The organism is Pseudomonas sp. MDV22-iso1 (genome assembly GCF_058145095.1).
In genome coordinates this window covers 110,088-136,616 of record NZ_JBYVMF010000014.1, presented here as the reverse complement: position 1 = coordinate 136,616, position 26,529 = coordinate 110,088, and the positions used below count along the sequence as shown (strand labels likewise).

At 59.8% G+C, this 26,529-nt stretch carries 21 protein-coding genes; 11 read left to right on the top strand and 10 right to left on the bottom strand.

The window, feature by feature from the left end; translation table 11 throughout:
- Nucleotides 1–374: 374 nt before the first annotated feature.
- The 5 genes from AC3ZVB_RS17215 to AC3ZVB_RS17195 all read right to left on the bottom strand — a co-directional run bounded on the left by AC3ZVB_RS17215 (nt 375) and on the right by AC3ZVB_RS17195 (nt 6,173).
- On the bottom strand, nt 375–623 hold the full coding sequence (locus AC3ZVB_RS17215; RefSeq protein WP_162436816.1) for a DUF1652 domain-containing protein: 249 nt from the start codon (nt 621–623) through the stop codon (nt 375–377).
- A gap of 194 nt (nt 624–817) precedes the next feature.
- Nucleotides 818–2,314 carry a helix-turn-helix transcriptional regulator gene (locus tag AC3ZVB_RS17210; RefSeq protein WP_194693286.1) on the bottom strand — a complete coding sequence of 499 codons (1,497 nt, stop codon included), beginning with the start codon at nt 2,312–2,314 and terminating at the stop codon, nt 818–820.
- A 287-nt stretch (nt 2,315–2,601) separates the two neighbouring features.
- The gene (locus tag AC3ZVB_RS17205; RefSeq protein WP_194693287.1) at nt 2,602–3,498 is read right to left on the bottom strand and encodes a LysR substrate-binding domain-containing protein; all 897 of its coding nucleotides are present in this window, start codon (nt 3,496–3,498) and stop codon (nt 2,602–2,604) included.
- Nucleotides 3,499–3,504: 6 nt separating this feature from the next.
- Entirely contained in the window at nt 3,505–5,709 is a 2,205-nt protein-coding gene (locus AC3ZVB_RS17200) for a xanthine dehydrogenase family protein molybdopterin-binding subunit (protein ID WP_490147240.1), read from the bottom strand.
- Nucleotides 5,709–6,173 carry a (2Fe-2S)-binding protein gene (locus AC3ZVB_RS17195; protein WP_490147239.1) on the bottom strand — a complete coding sequence of 155 codons (465 nt, stop codon included), beginning with the start codon at nt 6,171–6,173 and terminating at the stop codon, nt 5,709–5,711. The genes AC3ZVB_RS17200 and AC3ZVB_RS17195 overlap by 1 nt, the downstream gene beginning before the upstream one ends.
- A 118-nt stretch (nt 6,174–6,291) precedes the next feature.
- Here AC3ZVB_RS17195 and AC3ZVB_RS17190 point away from each other — a divergent pair, with 118 nt between their 5' ends.
- On the top strand, nt 6,292–7,197 hold the full coding sequence (locus AC3ZVB_RS17190) for a LysR substrate-binding domain-containing protein (RefSeq protein WP_490147238.1): 906 nt from the start codon (nt 6,292–6,294) through the stop codon (nt 7,195–7,197).
- Here the strand turns inward: AC3ZVB_RS17190 and AC3ZVB_RS17185 are convergent.
- The 3 genes from AC3ZVB_RS17185 to AC3ZVB_RS17175 form a co-directional block, all read right to left on the bottom strand.
- Nucleotides 7,184–8,287 carry an RHS repeat-associated core domain-containing protein gene (locus tag AC3ZVB_RS17185; protein ID WP_490147237.1) on the bottom strand — a complete coding sequence of 368 codons (1,104 nt, stop codon included), beginning with the start codon at nt 8,285–8,287 and terminating at the stop codon, nt 7,184–7,186. The genes AC3ZVB_RS17190 and AC3ZVB_RS17185 overlap by 14 nt on opposite strands.
- A 334-nt stretch (nt 8,288–8,621) precedes the next feature.
- A complete protein-coding gene (locus AC3ZVB_RS17180) occupies nt 8,622–8,825 on the bottom strand; it encodes a hypothetical protein (RefSeq protein ID WP_490147236.1) in 204 nt (67 codons plus the stop codon).
- A 203-nt stretch (nt 8,826–9,028) separates the two neighbouring features.
- Entirely contained in the window at nt 9,029–9,730 is a 702-nt protein-coding gene (locus AC3ZVB_RS17175) for an RHS repeat-associated core domain-containing protein (protein ID WP_490147235.1), read from the bottom strand.
- A gap of 455 nt (nt 9,731–10,185) precedes the next feature.
- On the opposite strand from AC3ZVB_RS17175, the gene AC3ZVB_RS17170 reads away from it, so the two are divergent.
- From AC3ZVB_RS17170 to AC3ZVB_RS17140, 7 genes are all read left to right on the top strand, one after another.
- Entirely contained in the window at nt 10,186–11,115 is a 930-nt protein-coding gene (locus AC3ZVB_RS17170; RefSeq protein WP_162436822.1) for an amidohydrolase family protein, read from the top strand.
- A gap of 4 nt (nt 11,116–11,119) precedes the next feature.
- Complete coding sequence (locus tag AC3ZVB_RS17165; protein ID WP_053158646.1) at nt 11,120–12,025, top strand: amidohydrolase family protein; 906 nt, start codon at nt 11,120–11,122, stop codon at nt 12,023–12,025.
- A gap of 355 nt (nt 12,026–12,380) precedes the next feature.
- A complete protein-coding gene (locus tag AC3ZVB_RS17160; RefSeq protein WP_490147234.1) occupies nt 12,381–13,766 on the top strand; it encodes a UbiD family decarboxylase in 1,386 nt (461 codons plus the stop codon).
- Complete coding sequence (locus tag AC3ZVB_RS17155) at nt 13,763–14,401, top strand: UbiX family flavin prenyltransferase (RefSeq protein ID WP_490147233.1); 639 nt, start codon at nt 13,763–13,765, stop codon at nt 14,399–14,401. Before AC3ZVB_RS17160 ends, AC3ZVB_RS17155 begins: the two co-directional genes overlap by 4 nt.
- 73 nt (nt 14,402–14,474) lie before the next feature.
- Nucleotides 14,475–15,512 carry a CobW family GTP-binding protein gene (locus tag AC3ZVB_RS17150; RefSeq protein WP_490147232.1) on the top strand — a complete coding sequence of 346 codons (1,038 nt, stop codon included), beginning with the start codon at nt 14,475–14,477 and terminating at the stop codon, nt 15,510–15,512.
- Between the two features lie 232 nt (nt 15,513–15,744).
- A complete protein-coding gene (locus AC3ZVB_RS17145; RefSeq protein ID WP_490147231.1) occupies nt 15,745–17,100 on the top strand; it encodes a nucleobase:cation symporter-2 family protein in 1,356 nt (451 codons plus the stop codon).
- A 13-nt stretch (nt 17,101–17,113) separates the two neighbouring features.
- Entirely contained in the window at nt 17,114–18,502 is a 1,389-nt protein-coding gene (locus AC3ZVB_RS17140; RefSeq protein WP_490147230.1) for an amidohydrolase family protein, read from the top strand.
- Nucleotides 18,503–18,731: 229 nt separating this feature from the next.
- Here the strand turns inward: AC3ZVB_RS17140 and AC3ZVB_RS17135 are convergent, their stop codons facing one another.
- Nucleotides 18,732–20,015: a Zn-dependent hydrolase gene (locus tag AC3ZVB_RS17135; RefSeq protein ID WP_162440250.1), complete on the bottom strand. Its 1,284-nt coding sequence runs from the start codon at nt 20,013–20,015 to the stop codon at nt 18,732–18,734.
- Between the two features lie 130 nt (nt 20,016–20,145).
- On the bottom strand, nt 20,146–21,630 hold the full coding sequence (locus AC3ZVB_RS17130) for an NCS1 family nucleobase:cation symporter-1 (protein ID WP_194693296.1): 1,485 nt from the start codon (nt 21,628–21,630) through the stop codon (nt 20,146–20,148).
- Nucleotides 21,631–22,181: 551 nt separating this feature from the next.
- On the opposite strand from AC3ZVB_RS17130, the gene hydA reads away from it, so the two are divergent.
- The 3 genes from hydA (at nt 22,182) to preA (ending at nt 26,371) form a co-directional block, all read left to right on the top strand.
- Nucleotides 22,182–23,621, top strand: a complete 1,440-nt coding sequence (hydA, locus tag AC3ZVB_RS17125) for a dihydropyrimidinase (RefSeq protein WP_162440248.1) — start codon at nt 22,182–22,184, stop codon at nt 23,619–23,621.
- 107 nt (nt 23,622–23,728) lie between these two features.
- Nucleotides 23,729–25,096 (top strand): NAD(P)-dependent oxidoreductase, encoded by a 1,368-nt coding sequence (locus AC3ZVB_RS17120; RefSeq protein WP_162440247.1) that lies wholly within the window; start codon nt 23,729–23,731, stop codon nt 25,094–25,096.
- Nucleotides 25,097–26,371 carry an NAD-dependent dihydropyrimidine dehydrogenase subunit PreA gene (preA, locus tag AC3ZVB_RS17115; RefSeq protein WP_490147229.1) on the top strand — a complete coding sequence of 425 codons (1,275 nt, stop codon included), beginning with the start codon at nt 25,097–25,099 and terminating at the stop codon, nt 26,369–26,371.
- Nucleotides 26,372–26,529 lie beyond the last annotated feature (158 nt).

Below are 26,529 nucleotides of genomic sequence, written 5' to 3'. Positions count from 1 at the left end.
ATCCGACCACTTATTGGGTAATGCAGCGCGTCAATTCGGTCTGACGCGTTACCTGACCATCACCTCGCATATCACCTTGCACCTCAGTGCTTTGTGATGTTTCGCAGGTGCGTTCGAGCGGCGGTGGCGGAGCGGGAGGTGGCGGCGGTGGCGGACTGGAACAACCCGCCACAATCAGTGCGCAAAGGACAAGCGACAGCGGCGAAAAAATACGTTTTCCAAGACTGTTCATAGGCTGACCCGCGGTAAGTAATCGACACTTTCCGCGACACGACGACAACACCGCGAAATCGCGGACCGGTCACAGAAAACAATACCCTCGCTTTCCTTATAGCCTAGCCAGCGCTCAATGCCAGTAAATGGCCACGTTGTGACTACAAAGGGCCGAGTTGATGCAGATTGTTACTTTCAAGCTCGTAGCGCAGCTCTTCTACCAGCGCCGCCACTGCATTGGGCGTTCTGAGGTTGTGCAGGCTCAATCCACTGACCACCAGGTCCACCTGGCCTGATGCGGGATGGTAAAGCTTCACCGTTAACGAGTTGTCACCCGTCAAACTACAATCACAGGCCAAGGGTGAAAAACTCCGCTCCAGTTCGGTACGCAATTGCACTAGAGAAATCATAAGAATTCACCTCGGCAGCGGCGCAAAATCGACCGGCGGACTGCTGTGTTCGTTGTCAATATTGCAATTCCTTCAGCGGGTTCACAAAAACGCAACCAGGGTCTGGCCCCCCATGTCGCATTCTTTACAGGCTACGAGCAGCGCCTCCCGCACGACACGTACATTTGCACCCCCTCGCTTAGTGCATTTGCACCCTATCGCTGTCCTTTGGTTCTCCATTCGCCCGAAAACAAGCCACGCTCCCTCGCCCAGACAATCGCCTCACTCCGGCTGTGTATATTGAGCTTCGAATAGATGGTCGATACGTGATTACGCACCGTGTTGGGCGCCAATTTCAGTCGAGCGGCAATTTCCTTGTCAGCCAGGCCTTCGCAGATCAACTCCAGCACGTCACGCTCGCGCGCCGTCAGATCAGTAAAAGACGCGCTGAGGAGTTTCGGCGAATTGACGCTTTTCACATTGGCAAGCTTCTCGATCAGCGTGCGACTGAACCATGACGCGTCTTTCATCACTTCTTCGATCGCCGCCACCAGCTCCAACTCAGTGCGTTTACGCTCGGTGATGTCCATCATCACCAGCAGGTAGCAAGGGTTGTCCTGAATGTTCACGGTGTCGGCCGACACGGCGCAGTCGATCAGCTCGGCGTTTTTCTTTCGCAGGCTGACATCGATGCGGTCCAGGCTGGCCGATTTCTCCAAGGCGGCAAACAGGCGTGCCTGAGCACCCTTTTCATGGATAAAGCCGATTTCCGTAATGGTCTTGCCCAGCACTTCTTCACTGGGATAAGCGAAGGTGTCGAGGAAGGCTTCATTGATATCCATCACCACCTGATCGCTGGCGCCGCATACCAGGATCGGTACCGGAGTCAGGCGAAAAGCCTTGGCGAACCGCTCTTCACTTTGACGCAGCGCTACCTCGACCTTGCGCCGGGGTTCCATATCGACAAAGGAAAACAACATGCAGTCCTCTTCGTTGAAATCCAGCGGCTGCCCGGCAACGATTACCTGTTTGCTACCGCCCTCAGGAAGTTTCAATTCAGCCTGCATTTGCGGAATGGTCGCGTGTTCACGCAATCGTGCGATTGCCAGGTCCTTTTTTTCGGCACCCTCCAGGATATCCAGCTCATAGGTCGAAGCACCGATCACTTGATCGCGGGTGTAACCGGTCATCTCCAAAAAGCCCGAGTTGACCTTGATGTAGCGCAAATCGCTGAGACGGCAGATCACTGCCGGCGCCGGATTGGCATGGAATGTCTTTTCGAACCGCTGTTCAGCGCTGGCCCATTCCGTCACATCGTCCATGATCAGTACCAGCGACTCAGGGTCGCCGGCACTGTCGGTCAGCACCATGCTGCGCACGTTGTGTACCCAGACGCGTTCGTCATCGTCAACCGGGGTCACTTCAACCAGCACGTCACCGAAGGTCTCGCCACGGGCAACGCGGTTGATCGGGTAGTTTTCGACGGCGACCGGGTGATTATTGCGATAGCGCAAGGCAAAACGCTTGGCGTACTCCGTGGAATCGGCGCCCAGATCGCTGATGCGACCCACACCGTGCATCGTCAGTGCAGCTTCGTTCGCCCACAGAATGGTCTGGTCAAGTTCGAGCAGGATCACACCATCAGACAGGCCGGCGATGATCTGCTGCAATTGGCGGCGATTGGTTTCGGTGGTCAGGACGTCCTGGCTCATTGGCTCTCCACTTATAGGTCCGCACCAACTTGCGGTGCTCAGTGAAGATGTCGACCTCAGCGACTTGCGATAGTGCAAAGGCCTTCAACGGCCGGTGCAGTTTCCCTATGTAGCAGCTGTCGAGCCTGCGAGGCTGCGTTCGGCTGCGGTGTGGCGAGGGGATTTAGCGAACTGTCGCAGCGGCCCCAAAATCTTTGCGACTGCTGCGCAGTCGAACGGGGATAAATCCCCTCGCCACACCGCAGCCTCGCAAGCTCGACAGCTGCTACAGCTGACGACGCCGGTTGTTACTGGTTTTTCGTGTCCTCCAGGACCAACTCCCGCAAGGTATCCAAAAACAGCTTCAGCACCGGCGATTCGTCGTCGGCGCGGTACGTGGCGTACAGCGGCACTTCCGGCAATGCCGGCGTCAACCGACGAAACACCAGTCCTGCAGGCGCCAACTGCTCAATAGACGCAGGCAACAGCGCCACGCCGAACCCGGCCCGCACCAGGCTGAGCAGCGTTTGTACTTCGATCACCTGCTGGCGAATCTGCGGGGTGAACCCGGCCTTGATGCAGCACTGATACAGAAAATCCGCAAACCTCGACTGTTTGAGCTCCAATGCCACGAAGGGCTCGGTTGCCAGGTCCAGCGGCGCCAAAACCTCTCGCGCCGCCAAGGGATGTTCAGCGGGCATTACCACGCGAATCGGCTCATAGATCAGCAGCTCATTGCGCAGCAACGGATCGTCGTAACCCACACGAAACACGCAGGCATCAATGCGCTTTTCCTTCAGCGCCTTGACCTGCGCCGCTGGCGTCATCTCATGCAGGCGCCAGTTGACCTGCGGATAGCGCTCGCGAAACAGGTGCAACGCACGAGGCAATACGCCGACCATGACCGAACTGATCATGCCGATTTCCAGCTCACCCAATTGCCCGCGACCGGTCTGACGCGTCAGGTCGAGGGCGCGGTTCAGCTGCTCGAACACCAGCGGCGCCTGTTCCTTGAGCATTTGCCCGGCCGCCGTCAACTCGACCCGGTGGTGACTGCGCTCGAATAACGGTGTGCCGAGTTCATCCTCCAACAAACGAATCTGCTGACTCAACGGCGGCTGGCAAATGTGCAACCGCGTGGCCGCCCGACCGAAATGCAGCTCTTCGGCCAGCGCCATGAAATAGCGCAACAGTCGCAGGTCCATGGCGGATTATCCCAAGGTCAGAGGCGTCGAACGCTGGCGTACGCCGGTCAGGCTGAACAAGGCGTTGGCGATGGCCGGCGCCACCGATGGGCTGCCCAATTCACCGACGCCACCGGGCTTGCCCGGCTCACCGTCCAGCACCAGGATGTCCACCGCCGGCATGTCGGACATGCGCGTCACCCGGTAGTCATGGAAGTTGCTCTGCACCACCCTGCCCTGTTTGATGTCCATGCGGTCGAACAACGCGTGGCCGAGCCCCCACATCAAACCGCCGTAGATTTGCTCTTCGACGCCTCCCGGTGACACTGCCAGGCCGCAATCGACCACGCAGGTCAGCTTCTCCACGCGAGCCACGCCGTCCTTTTTCGACACCTGCGCGACCACTGCAATAAAACTGGTGTAACCCTGGTTGGTGGCGATACCGAGCGCCGTCCCCTCCGGCAACGACTGCCCCCAACCGGCACGCTCGGCGGCACTTTTCAGCACCGCGACATGCCGTGGCCGCTCTTGCATGTGGGCGAGCCTGAAGGTCAGCGGATCCTGCCCGGCACCATGGGCCAGCTCATCCATGAAGCTTTCGACCGCGAAAACATTCGGGATGAAACTCACCGAACGGTACCAGCCGCTGGGCACCTGGCTTTCATGCTTGACCCACACCAGATCGAGATTCGCCGGGCGGTACGCAAAGTCCCACGCGGTGATGGCCTCGGTGGTGCTGTAGTCCATGTGATCGGGACGTTCGAAATAGCCCGGTTCCCACTGCTCCGGCGACGCGGGCGACACCGCCTCAAGTCGCAATGCCGTCAAATGCCCCTGGGCATCCAGCGCGCCTTTGGCTCGATGCAAGGTCGCCGGGTGCATGAACAGCGAGCGCATTTCATCTTCGCGGCTGTTCATCAACTTCACCGGCACCTTGGCTTGTTGCGCCAGGTAAGCCACTTCGAACAACCAGTATTTGGCCTCGCGCGCACCGAAACTGCCACCGGACACCAACTCATTGATCGTGACCTTTTCCTTGGCGATCTTGCACACGGTTTGCGCCGCATCCAGTGCCGAGGAAGGCACCTGCACGCCACCCCAATAGGTGATCCCGTCGTTCTGAACCTGTGCGGTGATGCACACCGGCTCCAACGGGTTTTGCACTTTGTACGGCATGCGGTAATCGGCTTCGAGCAGCTTCGCCGCCGTCGGCCATTGACCATCGACATCGCCGGCCTTCATGGCAGACACCCGCTGAGCACGCGTGTCATCGAGGGCCAACGCTTGTGCGGCAGCCAGTTCATCACTGTCGAACCTGGCCAGCGGAGAATCGCTCCACTGCACCTTTAGCACCGCACGCCCCTGCTGCGCGGCCCAGTAGTTCTCGGCCAACACCGCAACGCCTTCCTGATTGCCGCCCAGCACGTCCGGCCGCCCTGGAATCGCGATCACTTTACGCACGCCCGGCACTTGCAACGTTGCCGCCGAATCCACCGACACCACCTTCGCGCCGACCACCGGCGTGCGCTCAATCACGGCCACCAACATCTCGGGCAACACCACATCAATGCTGTACTTGAATCGCCCGCACACCTTCGCCGCGGCATCACGTTTATGCCGTAGCTTGCCAATGTATTTGAACTGCGCCGGGTCTTTCAGGGTGACGTGGGTCGGGGCGGGCAAATGCGCGGCGACTCCGACCAGTTCGCCGTAACCGAGGCGGCGCTGGCTGGCGCTGTGAACCACGTAACCTTCTTGCGTGGTGCAACTGTCAGGTCTGACCTTCCACTGTTTGGCGGCAGCGCTGATCAGCAACGCCCGAGCCGTGGCGCCGGCCATGCGCAAGCGATCGTACTCCAGGGAAACGCTGGTGCTGCCGCCAGTGGAGAAGACTTTCCAGACCGGGTGAATGTAGGTGTCGAAGAACGGATTTTCGGGGGTGATCACCTGCACGGTCATCGGATTGACGTCCAGTTCCTCCGCCACGCAGGCCGCCAATGCCGTCTGGGTGCCGGTCCCGGAATCGTGCTTGTGCACCACCAGTCTCACCGTGCCATCGGGCAACACCCGAACCCAGGCATTCGGTTCGAATGTGGCCGCAGGCGCTGGCGCTTTCGGGTCGCTGGCGGCCCCACCCGAAGGCAGGTAAAACGCGATGGCCAGACCGGCAGCAACGGTCGCGGTTTGCTTGAGAAAAAGTCTGCGGGGCAACTCACCTTGAGTGAAGCTCATCACGCCTCCTTCGGCGCATTGGCGGCGCGCTTGATGGCTTTGTTGATCCGTCCATAGGTGCCGCAACGGCACAGGTTGCCGGACATCGCGTTGCGAATAGAGTCATCGGTGACCGCCGCCCCGGTGTTGAGCAATGCTGCCGCCGACATGATCTGACCGGATTGACAGTAACCGCATTGCGGGACATCTTCGGCAACCCAGGCCAGTTGCAGCGGATGCTGTTCGGTCGCTGACAAGCCTTCGATGGTGGTGATGCTGTGCCCCGCCACGACGGCAACCGGCAGTTGGCACGAACGCACTGCGACACCGTCAAGGTGCACGGTGCAGGCGCCGCACAGACCCATGCCGCAACCGAACTTGGTGCCCGTGAGTTTCAAGTGGTCACGCAGTACCCATAACAAGGGCATGGAGGGCGACGTCTCTACCAGCTCGCGTCGTTCGCCGTTTACCGTGAATTCGATCATTGTCAGGCTCCAAGAGAGCGGCCCGTCTTTGTGCAGGCCTGGTGATCGATTATTGGAAGCCTGCGCAATATCGGGCCAGCGACGATTTCTGCCACGTTGTGTAAGTAGGACTAACAGCATGTACAAGCGATACCCGTCGGTGCAGTCCATGAGCGCATTCATTCAGGCCGCCCGCAGCGGCAGTTTCTCCAGCGCTGCGCGCAAGCTCGACCTGACCCACAGCGCCATCAGCCAGCAAATCCGCTCCCTGGAAGACTTCATCGGCCAGCCCCTGTTCGTCCGTGAAGGCGGCGGCAGCAACCTGACCGACGCCGGGCAGCTGTTCGCCAGCGTGCTGTCCGATGGGCTGGCACAAATCGACCGCGCACTGTCCTCGGTGAAAAACCGCAGCGTGGCGCAACGGCTGACCCTGGACGTCGACAGCGAACTGGCCCAGAGCTGGCTCAATCCGCGCCTGCCGCAGCTGCTGGAACTCCTGCCCGACCACGAGGTGGTACTGCTGTCGATGCCACGCTCGGATCGCAGCTCGTTCGAACGAGTGGACCTGGCGTTGCGCTACGGGTATGGCGATTGGGAAGACTGCGAGATGACGCAGATTTGTGGCGACAGCGTCAGTGCCGTGGCCTCACCGGCCCTGCTTGAGCGGCATGGTTTGCAAGTGCCGATCACGCCAGCGCAGATACTGCAATTGCCATTACTGGGGTACACGCGCAGGTCGTGGATTCCGTGGCTGGACGCCGCCGGAATGACCCCGACCGAACCGGCGGCGCGAGTGGTTTTCGATAATGCGGCGAACCTGATTGCGGCGGCCGAGGCTGGCGTAGGTGCTGGATTGGTGCGCGGGTTACTGGCGGCCGACGCACTACGTAGTGGGCGTTTGGTGGCGCTGAACAAGGCGCAGATTCCGGCGCATTACAACCTGTATGCAGTGTGGCCGATCGGGCATGGAGAGCGGGTGGCGCCGGTGGTTGAGGCGATCGAGTTGTTGGCCCGTCGCACACGGGATGACCTCATTGTTGAATAGACATGAGGTCGACCCCTGCATATTTCCTGATATATTCAGCACGTTTGATAATTAAATGAATTGCAGTATAGCGTTGATATTTACCAGTTGCTAATGTACTAAAATAATTAATGGCTATATTCCAGTGAGTAACATCGAGCACGGTCGCGCCATGTCCCGGAATGTTTATTTCCCCCTTCGGATCACGCATGTAGAAGGGCCGATTTACGTCAGGATATTTTTCAAATTTATAACCCGCTTTTGCGTCTTTATAAGCATTGACTCGATCAGTTAAACTTAAACGGCGCAGATCGTTATTGACGCTGTAACGGTTTTGCCGCCCTAGTGCGGATTCATTTTCAGTCAGGGTCTGCGCAACCGCTTTTTTCTTACGTTGAATGGCGGCACTTTGTCCTGGTCGAAAACGTTTGCTGTTTGCTGCTTTAGATGCTGCACTCGTGCCGGCTACCGCATTATCTCCCGTCGAAAGCGGCGCTGAGATTGCCTTGGTTTTGACTACGCGACCTGTCGCTACGCTCTTTAGAAACGCATCCATCACTTCCGTTATCATGCCAGACACATGCCCCGATTCATCACTCCTGTTTGCCGGGTCTCCCTCGCAATACGCATACGCATTTAACCCGCCTGCACCAAACGGACTCCAACTGTCCGGGCTATTGAAACGCATCAACACCGGGTTGTACTGCCGATATCCATTCCCCAGATTATAATGCCCGGTCACAGCGTCCGGTCGTTCGCCGTTGAAGCCCAACAAACTGGTCAAACCACTTTCGCCAGGACGGTGACCATAGGGTGAATAAACGATCGCCTGTTGCACAGGACTTCCATTAAGAGTATTCAGTACCGAGCGTTGCTGATCAGTTGCCAGCAGCGCGCTGTCGATTACGTTGTCCTCACATCGTTGCTGCGCCAACAATTGGTCGTCGTGCTGGAACACAGAATGCTGCATCGTCCCCTGAATTTCGGTGGCCAGACGACTTTTGCAATAAAAGCGTTCAAGCCCGGTCCTATCCGACTGGGCGTGACTGATCAAGCGATCCAGAGGATCGTAGCCATAGTGGCAAAGCAAACGCGGTGGCAGACTAGACATTGGGGGCTCCGAGCTTCAAGGTCTGGGAGCATGAGTATCCGCTGCGTCCCCCGAACTGTGAACTATCAGAACTGTTAAGTTCAGCGGCTTTCTGATTGCCTTTACTTCCCAATGAACGTTCTTCCAAGAGATCTTTGTACACAATCATGACGCCATCGCCAGCCCGCTGGCTCCCACATTGGAATGCTCTCCCCTGTGGGAGATCCCGGCGCATTACAGCCTGCATACGGTGTGGCCGCTCGGGCATGGAGAGCGGGTGGCGCTGGTGGTTGAGGTGATCGAGATGTTGGCCTGTCGAACACTGGAATGACCTGTCACAGGTGATATGACCTCATTATTGAATAGACATGAGATCGATACCCGTATATTTCCTAATGTATTCAGCACGTTCTATAACTAATTTACTGGCAGCAACATGATCGCGTAAACCAAATAGCCTTTTATTGTCAAAGTAATTAATTGCTACATTCCAGTGAGTAACATCGAGGACCGGCGCGCCTTGGCGCGGAATGTTCACCCCCCCATTCAGATCAGGCATGTAGAAGGGCCGGTTCACGTCAGGATATCTTTGAAATCCGTAACCGTACTTCGCGAGTTCATACGCGTCGGCTCGTTCTTTGACTCTAAACTTTTTAAGTTCGTTGTTTACGCTGTAACGGTTTTGTGGCCCTAGCATGGATTCATTTTTTTTCAACGTACGCGCATGCGCGTGGATCTCTCTTTTACGGGCAGCCTCTCGCTTTAACCACAATTTCTTTTTTTTGTTGTTTTAGCTGCTGCACTCGTGCCGGCTACAGCATTATCTACAGTCGAAAGCGGCGCTGAGATTGCCTTGGTTTTGCCAGCGCGACCTGACGCGACATGCTTAAGAAAGGCATCGATCGCCTCCGTTATAAAAATAGCACCAGGCGCATGCCCCGTCTCATCACTCCAGTTCTGCGGATCGCCCTTACAATACGCATAAACATTCAAGCCGCCTTCACCAAACGGACTCCAACTGTCAGGGCTATTAAACCGCATCAAGACCGGATTAAACGCCCGATAACCATTCCCCAGCAAATAATGCCCGGTCACAGGATCCGGCCGTTCACCATTGAAACCCAACAGGCTGGTCAATCCGCTTTCGCCGCGACGATGACCATAGGGGGAATAGGCGATGGGTTGTGGCACTGAGTTTTTATCAAGGGTGTGCAACACCGAGCGTTGCTGATCAGTTGCCAGCAGCGCGCTGTCGATTACGTTGTCCTCACATCGTTGTTGCGCTAACAGTTGGGCGTCGTGCTGAAAGATGGAATGCTGCATCGCCCCTTGAATCTCGGTGGCCAAGCGGCTTTTGCCGTAAAAGCGTTGAAGCGGGTGAGCATCCGTTTGAGCATAACCGGTCAGGCGATCCAACGGATCGTAGCCATAGTGGCAGAGCAAAAGAGGTTGCTGAGAAGTCATTGTTGGCTCCGAGCGTGAAGCTCCTGGAGCTCGAGTATCAGCCTGTCGGCCAAAACTGGTAACTATCAGAACTGTTAGGTTCAGTGGATTTCGGATTGCCCTCATCTCAAAGGTGCGAGACTTGACCGGCTACTCGTGCACACGGCGGACCTCATCGCCAGCCCGCTGGCTTCCACATTGGAACGCACTCCCCTGTGGGAGCCAGCCGGCTGGCGATGAGGCCAGCCGGGTCAACACAAAACCATATCGAACAAGTATCAACCCCTCGCCCAATTAATATTGTACGAACACCACCCCCCCTTCCAATACTCCTCCCCAAGCAGCCAGCGTCCCGAGCCGGATGCGACCAGGCGAGGGAATGCGCAGCCATCTGCGCATAGAAATGGCCGATTGCCCGGGATGCGACTGTTGTGAACCGCAAGGTTCCCTTCCCCGCTATCAGGAGATCGACTTCAATGATCATCGATATCAGCTGCTATCCCACCGACCTGGTGGACCTCGCCTGGAGGCATGACGGTGACCCGTTCACCGGCGAGCGTCTGCTGGAGATGATGGATGGCCCGTACATGGTCAACGGCAAACCTCGCCGCATCGACAAAGCCTTCATCCAGCCGCCGCAGGGCAACACCATTTACACCTGGACCGACGGTGACCTGACCGGTCGCGAGTCCATCGACGCGTACATGGCCTACACCCTGAAAATGGTCCAGACCTACCCGGACCGCTTCATCGGCTGCTTCGTCTACAACCCGCGTTGCGGTGTCGAAAACGGCGTCGAAGCAATCGAGCGCTACGTCAAGGAACACGGCTTCAAGATGGTCCAGATGCAGGCCAACATGCATGCCTACCGTCCTGACCGGGCGCTGGACTGGGTCCGTCCGTGCTTCGAGAAATGTGCCGAGCTGGGCATCCCGGTCAAGCTGCACACCGGTGACGGGCCCTACAGCATCCCGTCGGAATGGGTGCCGATGATCAAGGAGTTCCCCAACGTCGATTTCATCATGGCCCACTTCGGCGTGCAGACCGGTGGGGTCTACGTATTCGAACCGATGCAATGGGCGATGGAGCTGCCCAACGTCTACTGCGAATCGGGCTGGTGCCTGCAATCGCGGATCGTCGAGTTCGCCAAGGTCCTGCCTACCCACAAGATCCTCTTCGGCACCGACACCCCGCCGAACGAACCGGGCATGTGGCTGCGCCTGCTGGAAGTGCTCTGCCACGAGCCGCCACAGGGTTTGAACCTCGACGAGGACACCCTCGAAGACTACCTGGGCAACAACACCGCCCGGATGATCGGCCTCGAACCGACCCCGCCGCCACGTTCCGTTTCCGAAGCAGAGGCGCAGCTCAAGCGCCCCGTTACCACTCAACTGGCCAGGAGCTGAACCGATGATTATCGACACCCATCTGCACCCCACCAACCTGGTCGACGAGGCCTGGCGCCACACCGGCGAACCGTTCACCGGCGAGCGCATGCTCAAGCTGATGGACGGCCCGTACATGATCAACGGCAAACCCCGGCGCATCGACATGGGCTTCATCCAGCCACCACCGGGCAACACCGGTTATCGCGACGGCAACCGCCGGGGCCGCGAGGGCGTGCGTGACTACATGTCCTACGTCGCCGAACTGTGCGTGAAGTACCCGGACCGCTTCATCGGCAACTTCAACTTCAACCCGCGCTGGGGACCGGAAAACGGTGCGGCGGAGCTGGAATTCCACATCAAGGAATACGGCTTCAAGATGCTCAAGCTGCACGCCAACATGCACGGTTATCGTCCGGATCGCGCCCTGGACTGGCTGCGCCCGGCGATGAAAGTCTGCGCCAAGTACAACATCGTGGTGCTGATCCACACCGGTGACGGTCCGTACACCATTCCGACGATGTTCTACCCGATCATCCGCGAGTTCCCGATGGTCAACTTCATCATCGGTCACTTCGGCATCCAGACCGGTGGCAACTATTCGTTCGAAGCGTTCTGGATGGCCATGGACACGCCGAACGTGTACTGCGAATCCGGCTGGTGCTTCCAGTCACGCATCGTCGAATTCGCCAAGGACCTGCCACGCAACAAGATCGTCTTCGGCACCGACTCACCGCCGAACGAACCGGGAATGTGGCTGCGCGAACTGGAGGTGCTGTGCTCGCCAGCGCCGCAGGGTCTGGGCATCGATGAGGATCACCTCGAGGATTACCTGGGCAACAACATCGCGCGGTTGTGCGGCATCGAACCAACGCCGCCACCCAAGGATCTGATCGAGGCGGACATTCGCCTGACCACGACTTACCTGTAGTTAACTCATAACCCTGGTTAATGAGGGGATGAGGATATGAGCTCATTCCGTGGCGAGGGGATTTATCCCCGTTGGGTCGCAAAGCGACCCCAAAACCAGCAAACGCGTTGTATCAGGCTAACCGCGCTTACCGGTTTTACGACTGCTTCGCAGCCGAACGGGGATGAATCCCCTCGCCACAAAGGCCCTTAGATCCACAGGCCCACAGGTCCTCAGGCCCCCAGGTAACAGTGCAACAACACAGCGACTTTACAGGCGCGAAGATGAATCGGCGTTCGATCGACCGGCGGGCCAACGGCTTGTCGATCGAACGTCGCCCTCAACCCTGCGCGCCTGCTTTTTACGAGGTGAAAGCATGACCCTCTCTACGCTCGGCGATACCCAGGACTTTCACGCATTCATCGATGCCTATCACCGACAGTACCCCGACGATGTGCTGACCCTTTCTGAATCGCTTTCTGCCGATCAGGATGTCACTGCCCTGGTCGATGCCCTGGCTGCACAGGGCCGCGATCCGCTGCTGATCTGCGAAAACGTCGGCACCCTCGGCGTTCCGGTCGCCACCAACCTGTTCGCCTCCCGAACCCGCATCGCCCGTATTTTCGGCGTGAATCCAGCGCAACTGCACGAGACCTTCCAGGCCCGCGCCAACCATCCGATCCCGCCGCGCTACGTTGAAACCGGCCCGGTGCTGGACGAAATCTTCGAAGGCGAAGCGGTAGACCTGGCGCTGTTGCCGATGCTCAAGCACTTCGACAGCGACCGCGGCCCGTACATCACCAACGCCATCATCATTGCCGAAGACCCGGTCAGCGGCATTGCCAACATGAGCTACCACCGCTCGATGCGCCACGCCCGCCAGGCCCTCGCCACCAGCCTGCATTCCCGTGGCCACCTGTGGCGCATGCTGCAAACCGCCCGGGAACGCGGCGAGGAATTACGCGTTGCCATGGTCGTCGGCGCCCATCCGCTGTTCATGCTCGCCGCTGCTGCGCGGTTGCCCTTTGGCAGCGATGAGCGGGCGGTCGCCGGCGGCCTGTTTGGCGCACCGCTGGAACTGGTCAAGACCCCGCGCTACGGCATTGGTGTGCCGGCCTACGCAGAGTTCGTACTGGAAGGCGCCATCGATCCTGCGGCCTATGCAGAGGAAGGTCCGTTCGGGGAATTCAGCGGCTATTCCTCAGACCGTTCGACCAACAACGTGCTGCGAGTCGACACCCTGATGCGGCGCAAGGATGCCTGGCTGGTGGACGTGGTGGGCGGCCGTTACGCCGAACACCTGACCCTTGCGCGGCTGCCCCGGGAAGCGGAGATGAGCGAAAAACTCAAGGCGCGCTTCCCCGCCGTCACCGCCGTGCACTACCCCAATTCCGGCACGCACTTCCATTGCTATGTCGCACTGGATCAGAGCCGTGACGGCGAGGCCCGGCAGATCATGCTGGCGTTGCTGGGGTGGGACCCTTACCTGAAAACCGTGATCGCGGTGGACAGCGACATCGACATTACCGACGACAGTCAGGTGCTGTGGGCGCTGGCCACACACTTCCAGCCCCACCAGGACATCTTCGTCATCGACGGTCTGCCGGGCAGCCCACTGGACCCTTCCTCTTCGGTCAACGGCACCACCTCGCGCATGGGCCTGGATGCCACCCGCGGTTCCGGGTTCGACGGAATAAAGGCACAACTGGATCAGGACGCGGTTGAACGCGCACGCAACCTGCTCGCGAGCTACCCATCATGAATCGCCAGCGCATCGTCGTCGGCATCAGTGGCGCGTCCGGGTTCATTTACGGCGTGCGCCTGCTGGAGTTGTTGGCGCAGTTGAATGTCGAGAGCCACTTGATCATCAGCCGCGCCGCACTGCTGACCATGGCCCATGAAACCGACTACAAACTGGCGGACGTCACCGCCCTGGCGAGTCATTACCACCGTGCTGACGATGTCGCCGCCGGGATTGCCAGCGGTTCGTTCCGCTGCCTGGGCATGGTCGTGGCGCCGTGTTCGATGCGCACCCTGGCGGAAATTGCCACCGGCACGTCATCGGGCCTGATCGGCCGCGCCGCCGACGTGACGCTGAAGGAACGTCGAACCCTGGTGCTGATGGCCCGGGAAACCCCGTTGACCCTCGCGCACCTGCGCAACATGACGGCCGTTACCGAGATGGGCGGGATCATCGCCCCACCCGTGCCGGCCTTCTACGCCCGCCCGCAAAACCTTGCACAAATGGTCGATCACAGCCTCGGCCGCGTTCTTGACCTGTTCGGCCTCGATGCCGGCACCGCAACGCGCTGGCGAGAACCACCAGTCACACAATTCCCCTGTGGGAGCCAGCCTGCTGGCGATGGCGGTAGATCAGTCGCCATCGTCGCTGAATGACCCGCCGCCATCGCCAGCAGGCTAGCTCCCACAATTGATCGCATTTCCGCAAAACACAGGTAAGGAGCTCTAAATGAACACACCATTCAACGCCCCAACCCCCAACCGCAAAATCCCGGTGACCATCCTCACCGGTTTCCTCGGCGCCGGTAAAACCACCCTGCTCAACTACATCCTCAAGGAAAACCACGGCCGCAAAATTGCCGTGATCGAAAACGAATTCGGCGAAGTCGGCATCGACGGCGACCTGGTGCTCAGCTCCGAAACCGAAGAAATCTACGAGATGGTCAACGGCTGCGTGTGCTGTACCGCCGAGGTGCGCGAGGACCTGGTGCGTATCGTCCGCGAGTTGGTGGCGCGGCCTGTGCGGCTGGACCATATCCTGATCGAAACCAGCGGCCTGGCCGATCCGTACCCGGTGGCGCAGAGCTTCTTCATCGACGACCCGATTGCCGATGAAGTGGAGCTGGACGCCATCGTGACCATGGTCGATGCCAAACACATCGCCCAACACCTGGAAGACTTGAAGCTCGATGGCGTGGACAACCAGGCCGTGGACCAGATCGTTTGCGCCGACCGGATCGTCATCAACAAAGTCGACCTGGTCAGCGCTGCCGAAGTCGCTGCCCTGAGTGAAAAAATCCGTGGTTTGAACGCGACGGCGGAGCTGGTGACCTCCAGCTACGCCGAGATCGACCTGACGAAAATCCTCGGCATTGGTGCCTTCGAATCCACGCAAAAACTCATGGAAATCGGCTCGGAGCATGATCATCACGCCGAAGAACATCATCACGATCTGGATCATGACCACGACCCGAGTGTTTCGTCGGTCGGGATCGCCGTCGACGGGGCCGTGAACCTCGGTGCGTTCCACCGCTGGATCAGCGAACTGCGCACCGAGCAGGCCGACAATCTGTACCGCATGAAAGGCGTGCTGGCGGTCAAGGATCAGGATCAGCGCTATGTGCTGCAAGGCGTACACAGTCTGGTGGAGTTCCGCGCATCGACCTTGTGGGGCACCGAACCGCGCTCCAGCAAAATCGTATTCATCGGCCGCGACCTGGACCGCGCGGCGTTGAACCAGGGCTTTGCCGCCTGCCTGGCAGGCTGAACAAAGGCATCGGAGCCGGTGGATGGCGGGTCCGAGGCGCATCGATGTGAAAAGGCAAAGCACAATTTCCTGTAGGAGTGAGCCTGCTCGCGATGACGGTGGACCAGTTGACATCTCTGTTAATGACACACCGCCATCGCGAGCAGGCTCACTCCCACAGGGGATATGTATTGCCGGGCATCAGAACGAATACCCCTCTCTACAGCATAAAAACAGCAAGAGGTGTTTCTCCATGTCGTCAGCCAACACAACAACCCCCCTCCATCCGGTAGACCAGGTTCTGCCGATCCGACAGATGCTCACCCTCGGCCTGCAGCACATGGCCGTCTCGTACATCGGCGCCATCGCCGTGCCGTTGATCGTCGCCAGCGCCTTGAAAATGTCCCAGGCGGACACCGTGGTCTTGATCAGCACCACGCTGTTTTGCTCGGGCATCGCCACCTTGTTGCAAACCGTGGGTTTCTGGAAATTCGGCGTGCGCCTGCCGATCCTTCAGGGCGTTGCATTCAGCAGCGTTGGCCCGGTCATCGCCATCGGCAGCAACCCGGAGGTGGGATTTGCCGGGGTCTGCGGAGCGGTGATCGGCGCGGGGATTTTCACCATGCTGGTCGCGCCCTTCGTGGGGCGATTGCGGCGGTACTTTCCGCCGGTGGTCACCGGGTGCATCGTCACCGTAATCGGCTTGCAGCTGTTCCCGATTGCCTATGAGTGGGTCGGTGGCGGGCGACATGCCAGCGATTTCGGCGCGCCGGCGTACCTGGCCGTGGCCGCCGTGGTGCTGCTGACCATTCTGCTGGTCAACCGCTATGGCAGCCCGATGCTGCGCAACATGGCGGTGCTGGTGGGCATGCTGGTGGGGGCCGCGCTGGCCTATGGACTGGGCATGGGCAGTTTCAGCAGCGTGCAGGAATCGCCCTGGCTCACCGTGCCCTACCCCTTCTACTTTGGCCTGCCGACCTTCAGCCTGATCCCGATCGCCACCATGGTGGTGGTAATGATCGTGCAGATGGTCGAATCCATGGGGTTGTTCGTCGCGATCGGCGACATCGTCGACAAACCCGTGGAAGACAAACAGGTGATCAACGGCCTGCGCGCCAATGGCCTGGCGAGCACCATCGCCGGTATGTTCGCGGCGTTCCCGTTCATTGCCTTCATGGAAAACGTCGGGTTGGTGATTCTTACCGGCGTGCGCAGTCGGTGGGTGGTGGCGATCAGCGGGTTGTTGATGTGTTCCGTGGCGCTGGTGCCAAAGGCCGGGGCGATCATCGCTTCAATGCCGACCGCAGCCCTCGGCGGCGCCGGGATCGCGATGTTTGGTGTGGTCGCCGCAGCCGGTATCCAGACCCTGGCCAAGGTCGACTACGAGCGCAATCGCTACAACGTGCTGATTGTCGGTTTCACCATCGCCGCCGCTTTGGTGCCGGTGCTGGCCCCGGCCTTGTTCAAGCAACTGCCTGAGTGGAGCCAGCCGTTCCTGCACAGCAGTGTCGTGATCGCCTGCATCGTGTCGGTGCTGCTCAACGCCTCGCTCAACGGCGTCAGCGTTCCTGACAGCGCCGCCACCAAACCCGCCTCCCACAGCCTTTGACTGGAGAAGCCCCATGACTCAACTGCAAAATATCCTGATCAAAAACCCGCTGGCGGTGATGACCGGCCTGCGGGGCGCCCGTGCCCGAGCCGGCAGCGTCGACATCCGCGTGGTCAACGGGCGCATCGCCGAGATGGCCGCCGGACTGGAGGCGCAACCCGGCGAGCGCGTCATCGATGCTCGACACTGCCTGGTGTATCCGGGCTGGATCAACACGCACCATCACCTGTTCCAGAACCTGCTGAAAGCCGTGCCTGAAGGCTTGAACGAGGACCTGCAAGGCTGGCTGGCGAGCGTGCCCTACCCGCGTCTCAACCGTTTCACGCCACAGTTGTCACGCATTGCCGCGCGGTTGGGCATGGCCGAATTGTTGCTTTCGGGCGTGACGACCTGCGCCGATCACCATTACCTCTATCACTCCCACGGCACCACCGAGACCGGGGACCTGCTGTTCGACATGGCCGACGAATTCGGCCTGCGATTTGTCCTGTGCCGCGGCGGTGCGCTGGAGTCCGCCAGCGCCCACCCGGGGTTCTCGAAAACCACACTGCAACCGGAGACGCTGGACCAGATGGTCGGCGACATCGAGCGGCTCAAGTCGACGTATCACCAGGACATCCCGGACGCAATGCGCCGGGTCGTGGTAGCCCCCACCACGCCGACTTTTTCGCTGCCACCGACCTTGCTGCGGGAACTGGCGCACACCGCACGCGGCCTCGGCCTGCGGCTGCACACACACCTGTCAGAGACGCAGAACTACGTGAATTTCTGCCGGGAAAAATACAACTGCCTGCCCGTGGAATTCGTCGCCGAACACGAATGGCTCGGCCCCGACGTCTGGTTCGCCCATGCCGTACATCTGCAACCCGGCGAAATCCGCGTGCTCGCGCAAACCGGCACCGGTGTTTCCCACTGCCCGGTGAGCAATGCGCGGTTGGGCAGCGGGATCGCGCCGATCCCCCAGATGGTCGAAGCCGGCGTGCCCGTTTCCCTCGGCGTGGACGGCGTGGCGTCGAACGAGTCCGGGAGCATGGTCGGCGAAGCCAACACCGCATGGCTGATTCATCGGGCGGAACAAGGGGCCTCGGCAACCACGGCAGAAGACGTCATCCACTGGGGCACGGCCGGCGGCGCGCAGGTGCTGGGACTCGGTGCGGTGGGCACGCTGGAGATCGGTCAAGCGGCGGATCTGGTGATCTATGGCCTGGACCACCCACGCTTCTTCGGCTTCCACGACATCGCCGTTGCACCCGTGGTCGCAGGTGAACCGATTGCCGTGCGCTACAGCCTGGTCGGTGGACGCGTCGTGGTGGATGACGGCGTGATCCCGGGCCTGGACCTCGAGCGCATGCGCGCCGAAGCCTGGGAAGGCGTGCAGCAACTTATGTACGTCGACGACTGATCAAGGTGCCCCAAGTCTGCACCCTGTAGGACCTGCAGGAGCTGCAGGAGCTGCAGGAGCTGCAGGAGCTGCAGAAACTGTAGGACCTGTAGGAGCTGTCGAGTGAAACGAGGCTGCGATCTTTTGACTTGGCTTTTAAAAGCAAGATCAAAAGATCGCAGCCTCGTTTCACTCGACAGCTCCTACAGGGGATTTGCACCCAGGTAATCGATGCCCGTTACGGAGATCTTCAGGCGGCCAACTGCCCTTTCGCAATCGCCGCCGAAGCCGCCAGCATCGCCCGCAACAACACCGCACACCCGGCTGCCAGATCATCTGGCGCTGCGTTTTCGATTTCGTTGTGGCTGATCCCCCCTTCACACGGCACGAAGATCATTCCCGCCGGCCCCAGTTCAGCCAGGAAGATCGCGTCGTGCCCCGCTCCACTGACAATATCCATGTGCGACAAGCCCAACCCCTGCGCCGCATTGCGTACCGCTTCGACACACCCCTTGTCGAAGTACAGCGGCGGAAAATCAGCCGTCGGTGTGAGTTCGAACGTCAGCCCATGCTGCTCGCACGTGGTCTCGATGATCTCGCGCACTTCGGCAATCATCGAATCCAGACGGGCCGGCTCCAGATGCCGGAAGTCCAGGGTCATGCGCACTTCACCAGGGATCACATTACGCGAGCCGGGATACGCCTGCAGGCACCCGACCGTGCCGCAGGCGTGAGGTTGATGGCCGAGCGCGGCGCGGTTGACGGCGCCGACGATGATCGATGCGCCGACCAGAGCATCCTTGCGCAGATGCATCGGTGTCGGACCGGCGTGGGCTTCGACGCCACGCAGTTTCAGGTCGAACCATTTTTGCCCGAGGGCCCCCATAACCACGCCGATGGTTTTGCGTTCGTCTTCAAGGATCGGACCTTGCTCGATGTGCGCTTCAAAATAGGCACCCACCGCATGGCCGCTGACCTTGCGTGGGCCGGCGTAGCCGATGGCATTCAGCGCTTCGCCGACCGTGACACCCTCGGCATCGACCTTGGCCAGGGTTTCTTCAAGGGTGAATTTTTCCGCGAACACGCCGGACCCCATCATGCACGGTGCGAAACGCGAGCCTTCTTCATTGGTCCAGACCACCACCTCCAGCGGCGCTTCGGTTTCCACGCCAAGATCGTTGAGTGTGCGCAGCACTTCGACGCCGGCCAGCACGCCGAAGCAGCCGTCGAACTTGCCGCCGGTGGGCTGGGTGTCAATGTGACTGCCGGTCATCACCGGGGGAAGGTTGGGGTTACGACCGGGGCGGCGGGCAAAGATATTGCCGACGGCGTCGATGCTGACGGTGCAGCCAGCCTCTTCGCACCAACGGACGAAAATGTCCCTGGCCTGACGATCCAGGTCGGTCAGGGCCAGGCGACAAACGCCGCCCTTCACCGTGGCGCCGAGCTGGGCCAGTTCCATGAGCGACTGCCACAGGCGGTCGCGGTTGATGTGCTGATGGGTGGACTGCAGAACGTCTACAGCAGCGTTCATGGTGATCTCCTCAGTTTATCTTCTGATAGTTCTCGAATGCGCTGGAGGGCCCCATCGCGAGCAGGCTCACTCCTACAAGTGAAACGCGTATGACCTGTAGGAGTGAGCCTGCTCGCGATGAGGCCTTTACCTACACCGCAGATTTCGCAATAGACGGACTAGGCCGCATCGAGCACAACCCGTAATAAATCAACCCGCCAAGCGCCGAGCCGGTGAACCAGCCATAGCTGTAGAACCAGCTGAACGCATCACTGCCCAGCGACAGCAGCGTCAACACCACGGGCACGCCAAACGCAATAAAACCGTTCCAGTTCCACGCCGGGTACACGTCATCGCGGTACAAACCTGCCAGGTCCAGCCGCTGTTTCTTGATCAGGAAATAGTCCACCACCATGATCCCGGCAATCGGTCCCAGCAGGCTGGAATAGCCCAGCAGCCAGTTGGAATACACCGTCTCAAGGCTCACGTCAGACACAATCAAACCGAGCTTTTTCAGCAGCTCATGGGCCATCAGCAACAACCCCACCAGCCCGGTCAGCATGACCGCTTTGGTGCGGTTGATCACCTTCGGCGCGATGTTCTGGAAGTCGTTGGTGGGCGAGACGATGTTAGCTGCGGTGTTGGTGGACAGCGTGGCGATGATGATCAGCGCCATGGCCAGCGCAACCCAGACCGGGCTCTGGATATGACCGATCAAGGTCACCGGATCAGAGACCGTGACACCCACCAGCTTCACCGAGGCAGCGGTCATCACCACACCCAATGAGGCGAACAGGAACATGGTCAGTGGCAAGCCGATAATCTGCCCGACGATCTGGTCCTTCTGGCTTTTCGCATAGCGGCTGAAGTCCGGAATATTCAGAGACAGGGTGGCCCAGAAGCCGACCATTGCGGTCAGTCCGGCGGCGAAGTAGCTGACCACGCTCGCGCCTTCCGGACGTTTGGCCGGGATCGCCATCAGCTCGGTCATCGACACGTTCGGCATCGCCCACACCAGCAGCCCTGCGCCCACCAGCACCAACAACGGTGCGGACAGGGTTTCCAGCCACTTGATCGACTCGGCGCCGCGAATCACCACCCACAGGTTCAGCGCCCAGAACACCATGAAGCCGATGACTTCACCGGTGCCACCCAGGGATTTCCAGCCCTCGAACACCGATCCCAGAAACAGGTGGATCGCCAGCCCGCCGAACATTGTCTGGATCCCGAACCAGCCACACGCCACCAGTGCCCGGATCAGGCAGGGAACGTTGGAGCCGAGGATGCCGAAAGAGGATCGCAGTAACACCGGAAACGGGATGCCGTATTTGGTGCCGGGGAACGCGTTAAGCGTCAGGGGGATCAGGACAATGATGTTGGCGAACAGAATCGCCAGCAGCGCCTCACCCACGCTCAACCCGAAATAGGCGGTGAGCACACCACCGAGGGTGTACGTGGGCACGCAGATCGACATGCCGACCCACAACGCGGTGATGTGCCATTTGTTCCAGGTTCGTTCGCGCACCTTGGTCGGTGCCATGTCGTGGTTGTAACGGGGACTGTCGAGGACATCGCTGCCGGCTTCAAGCTCAAACAAGCCGTCGCGCTCGGTCACTTGCGATCTGATCTGTTGCATGGCCGCTCCACTGTTCTTTTGATTATTTTTGCTCATCAGGGGCTGGCGACATCAATAAACATGCCGATCACCCCGCTTGCGCATCGGGCAGATCCATAAAAAAACGGTAACTAACTGAAGTTCATCAGTTTTATTTAAACAACTCATGAGTCCTCGGTAACAGGTCTGTTCACTCAGGCCGAATGCCAGGCAAGTTGTCCGATCAGTCAGGACTCAATCTGGTGCATCAAACTTTTTTCGCGTGTTGCGTATTAACCATAGCCCGTTCTCAAGCAGCTGATTTCACATAGGAAATCTCGTCTATTTTTCGAACCTGTCAAGTGCGTCAAAATGGTGAGAGACGGTACCATTTTGGTGATTTAAGACTTTATTCCTTATCTATCAGCAACTTAAATCAGTCATAAGCTTATAAAAAATAATCTTGCTCATTCCTTGAACTCAGACTAGCTTCTATTCCTGACAGCGATGACAGGAATACACCTGTTTGCGTCTGCTTCATATAAAACATTTAGAACCGGCACAAGTCGGTCATTGCCTGCGAGGAACTCGGAATGTCTCTGTTGATCCGTGGCGCCACCGTTGTTACCCATGATGAAAGTTATCGCGCCGACGTCTATTGCGCCGACGGCGTGATTAAAGCCATCGGTGAAAACCTTGATGTTCCGGCGGGTGCGCAAGTGCTCGACGGCAGTGGTCAATACCTGATGCCCGGCGGCATCGACCCACACACCCATATGCAACTGCCCTTCATGGGCACCGTGGCCAGTGAAGATTTTTTCAGCGGCACCGCAGCGGGACTTGCAGGTGGCACCACGTCGATCATCGACTTCGTGATTCCCAACCCGCAGCAGCCCTTGATGGAAGCCTTTCATCAGTGGCGCGGCTGGGCGGAAAAGTCGGCATCGGATTACGGTTTCCACGTCGCCATTACCTGGTGGAGCGAGCAGGTCCGCGAAGAAATGGCCGAGCTGGTCAGCCATCACGGCGTCAACAGCTTCAAGCATTTCATGGCGTACAAAAACGCGATCATGGCGGCCGACGACACACTGGTCGCGAGTTTCGAACGTTGCCTGGAGCTCGGTGCGGTGCCCACCGTGCACGCCGAGAACGGCGAACTGGTGTATCACCTGCAACGCAAGTTGATGGCCCAGGGCATGACCGGGCCGGAAGCGCATCCGCTGTCGCGACCTTCGCAAGTGGAAGGTGAAGCGGCCAGCCGGGCGATCCGCATCGCCGAAACCCTGGGCACGCCGCTGTACCTGGTGCATGTCTCGACCAAGGAAGCCCTCGACGAAATCACCTATGCCCGCAGCAAGGGGCAGCCAGTCTATGGCGAAGTGTTGGCCGGGCATCTGCTGCTGGACGACAGCGTCTATCAACACCCGGACTGGCAGACTGCCGCCGGTTACGTCATGAGCCCACCGTTCCGTCCTCGAGGCCATCAAGAAGCACTGTGGCATGGCCTGCAATCGGGCAACCTGCACACCACCGCCACCGACCATTGCTGCTTCTGCGCCGAGCAAAAAGCCGCTGGCCGTGACGACTTCAGCAAGATTCCCAACGGCACCGCCGGCATCGAAGATCGCATGGCCGTGCTCTGGGATGAAGGGGTCAATACCGGGCGCTTTTCGATGCAACAGTTCGTGGCCCTGACCTCTACCAACACCGCCAAGATTTTCAATCTGTATCCGCGCAAAGGCGCGATCCGCGTTGGCGCCGATGCCGATCTGGTGTTGTGGGACCCGCAGGGCACGCGGACCATTTCGGCAGCGACGCATCACCAGCAGGTCGACTTCAACATCTTCGAAGGCAAGACCGTGCGCGGGGTGCCGAGCCATACCGTGAGCCAGGGCAAGGTTGTCTGGGCGGACGGTGACCTGCGGGCCGAGCGAGGTGCCGGGCGATACGTCGAACGGCCGGCGTATCCGGCGGTGTTTGATTTGTTGAGCAAGCGGGCTGAGCAGAACAAGCCCACTGCGGTGAAACGCTGAGAGCGGCCTTCGGCCATCGCGGGCAAGCCCGCTCCCACATTTGAAATGCAGGTGATTCAGACACTGCCCATCAGAGGCAGCACCTCAATAACCGTGAGGCAAAAACCGTGATCAAGACCCTCGACCATCTCCCGCATCCCTATGAAAATGCGGCCGCCCTCGCCGGCCACTTCACCGATCTTGCGCCGCCGCTCAACGACCGCCAGGCGCACCTCGAAGCGTCGCGCTGCCTGTATTGCTACGACGCCCCGTGCGTGAATGCCTGCCCGAGCGAGATCGACATCCCCTCGTTCATCCGCAATATTCACGCGGAAAACGTTCAGGGCGCCGCGCACAAGATCCTCTCGGCGAACATCCTCGGTGGCAGTTGCGCTCGCGTCTGCCCCACGGAAATCCTTTGCCAGCAAGCCTGTGTGCGCAACAACGACCATGAATGCGCGCCGGTGCTGATCGGCCTGCTGCAGCGCTACGCCGTGGACAACGCGCACTTCACTGAGCACCCGTTCGCACGCGCCGCCGCCACGGGCAAACGCATTGCCGTGGTGGGCGCCGGTCCGGCGGGGCTTTCCTGCGCTCACCGCAGCGCCATGCACGGCCATGATGTGGTGATTTTCGAGGCGCGGGAAAAGGCCGGTGGCCTCAATGAATACGGAATTGCCAAATACAAACTGGTGGACGATTACGCACAGAAGGAACTGGATTTCCTCCTGCAAATCGGCGGCATCGAGATCCGCCACGGGCAGAAGCTCGGCGAGAACCTGACCCTCAGCGAACTGCACCAGCAATTCGACGCGGTGTTTCTCGGCCTGGGTCTCAACGCCAGCAAGCAACTGGGCCTCAACCACGAAGACGCCCCCGGTTTGGTCGCCGCCACGGATTACATCCGCGAACTGCGCCAGGCCGACGACCTGACCCAACTGCCGCTGGCGGATCGCTGCATTGTCCTCGGTGCCGGCAACACCGCCATCGACATGGCGGTGCAAATGGCCCGCCTCGGTGCTCGCGACGTCAATCTGGTGTACCGCCGTGGCGTGGAAGAAATGGGCGCCACCGGCCACGAACAGGACATCGCCAAAGCCAATCAGGTGCGTTTGCTGACCTGGGCCCAACCGGAGGAAGTATTACTCGACGCCAACGGCAATGTCCGCGGCATGCGTTTCGCCCGCACCCGGCTGGTGGATGGCCGTCTGCAAACCACCGGTGAAACCTTCGAACTGGCCGCCGACGCCATCTTCAAAGCCATCGGCCAGGCCTTCGACGGCACAGCTCTGAGCGACCCGCTGGCCCGCGAACTCAAGCGCCAGGGCGATCGGATCGAGGTCGATGCACAGCTGCGCACCAGTATCCCCGGCGTGTACGCCGGTGGCGACTGCACCAGCCTCGATCAGGACCTCACCGTGCAGGCCGTGCAACACGGCAAACTGGCCGCCGAGGCCATTCACGCCCAACTCGTGCTCAATGTGGAGGCTGCGTAAATGGCCGATCTATCGATCAACTTCGCCGGTATCAAATCCCCCAACCCATTCTGGCTCGCCTCCGCGCCGCCCACCGACAAGGCCTACAACGTGGTCCGCGCCTTCGAGGCCGGCTGGGGTGGCGTAGTCTGGAAAACCCTGGGTGAAGACCCGGCGGCGGTCAACGTGTCTTCGCGCTACTCGGCGCACTTCGGCGCCAACCGTGAAGTGATGGGGTTCAACAACATCGAGCTGATTACCGACCGCTCACTGGAAATCAACCTGTGGGAAGTCACCCAGGTCAAAAAGGACTGGCCGGACCGCGCGCTGATCGTTTCGCTGATGGTGCCCTGCGTCGAAGAGTCGTGGAAATTCATCCTGCCGCTGGTGGAAGCCACCGGTGCCGACGGCATCGAACTGAACTTCGGTTGCCCCCATGGCATGCCCGAACGCGGCATGGGCGCAGCGGTCGGACAGGTCCCGGAGTATGTCGAACAGGTCACCCGTTGGTGCAAGACCTATTGCTCGCTCCCGGTCATCGTCAAGCTCACGCCGAACATCACCGACATCCGCGTCGCCGCCCGCGCGGCCCATCGAGGCGGTGCCGATGCGGTGTCGTTGATCAACACCATCAACTCGATCACCAGTGTCAACCTGGAGCGCATGGTCGCCAACCCTGTCGTCGGCAACCAAAGCACCCACGGCGGTTACTGCGGTTCAGCGGTCAAGCCCATTGCGCTGAACATGGTCGCCGAGATCGCGCGGGACCCGCAGACCCGGGGCCTGCCGATCTCCGGCATCGGCGGCATTGGCACGTGGCGCGACGCCGCAGAGTTCATCGCCCTGGGCAGCGGATCGGTTCAGGTGTGCACGGCGGCGATGCTGCACGGCTTCAGGATTGTCGAGGAAATGAAAGACGGACTGTCCCGCTGGATGGACAGCCAGGGCTACGCCAGCGTGGCGGATTTTTCAGGACGTGCGGTGGCCAACACCACGGACTGGAAGTACCTGGATATCAACTATCAGGTGATCGCCAAGATCGATCAGGAGGCCTGCATCGGCTGCGGTCGTTGCCACATTGCCTGCGAAGACACCTCGCACCAGGCGGTGGCCAGCATCAAGCAGGCGGACGGAACGCATAAATATGAAGTGATCGACGACGAGTGCGTAGGCTGCAACCTGTGCCAGATCACCTGCCCGGTGCAGGACTGCATCGAGATGGTGCCGATGGACAGCGGCAAGCCGTTTCTGGACTGGAATCATGACCCGAGGAACCCGTATCACGTTGCTGTTTGAGTTCAGCGGCGTCTGAATGGACGCCATCGCGGGCAAGCCACGCTCCCACAGGATCTGAGTACAACCGACGTCAGGCCGGTCGACACAGAACCTGTGGGAGCGTGGCTTGCCCGCGATGGCGTCAGCAGCCCCGACTATCAGTTCTGTTAGTAGACAAG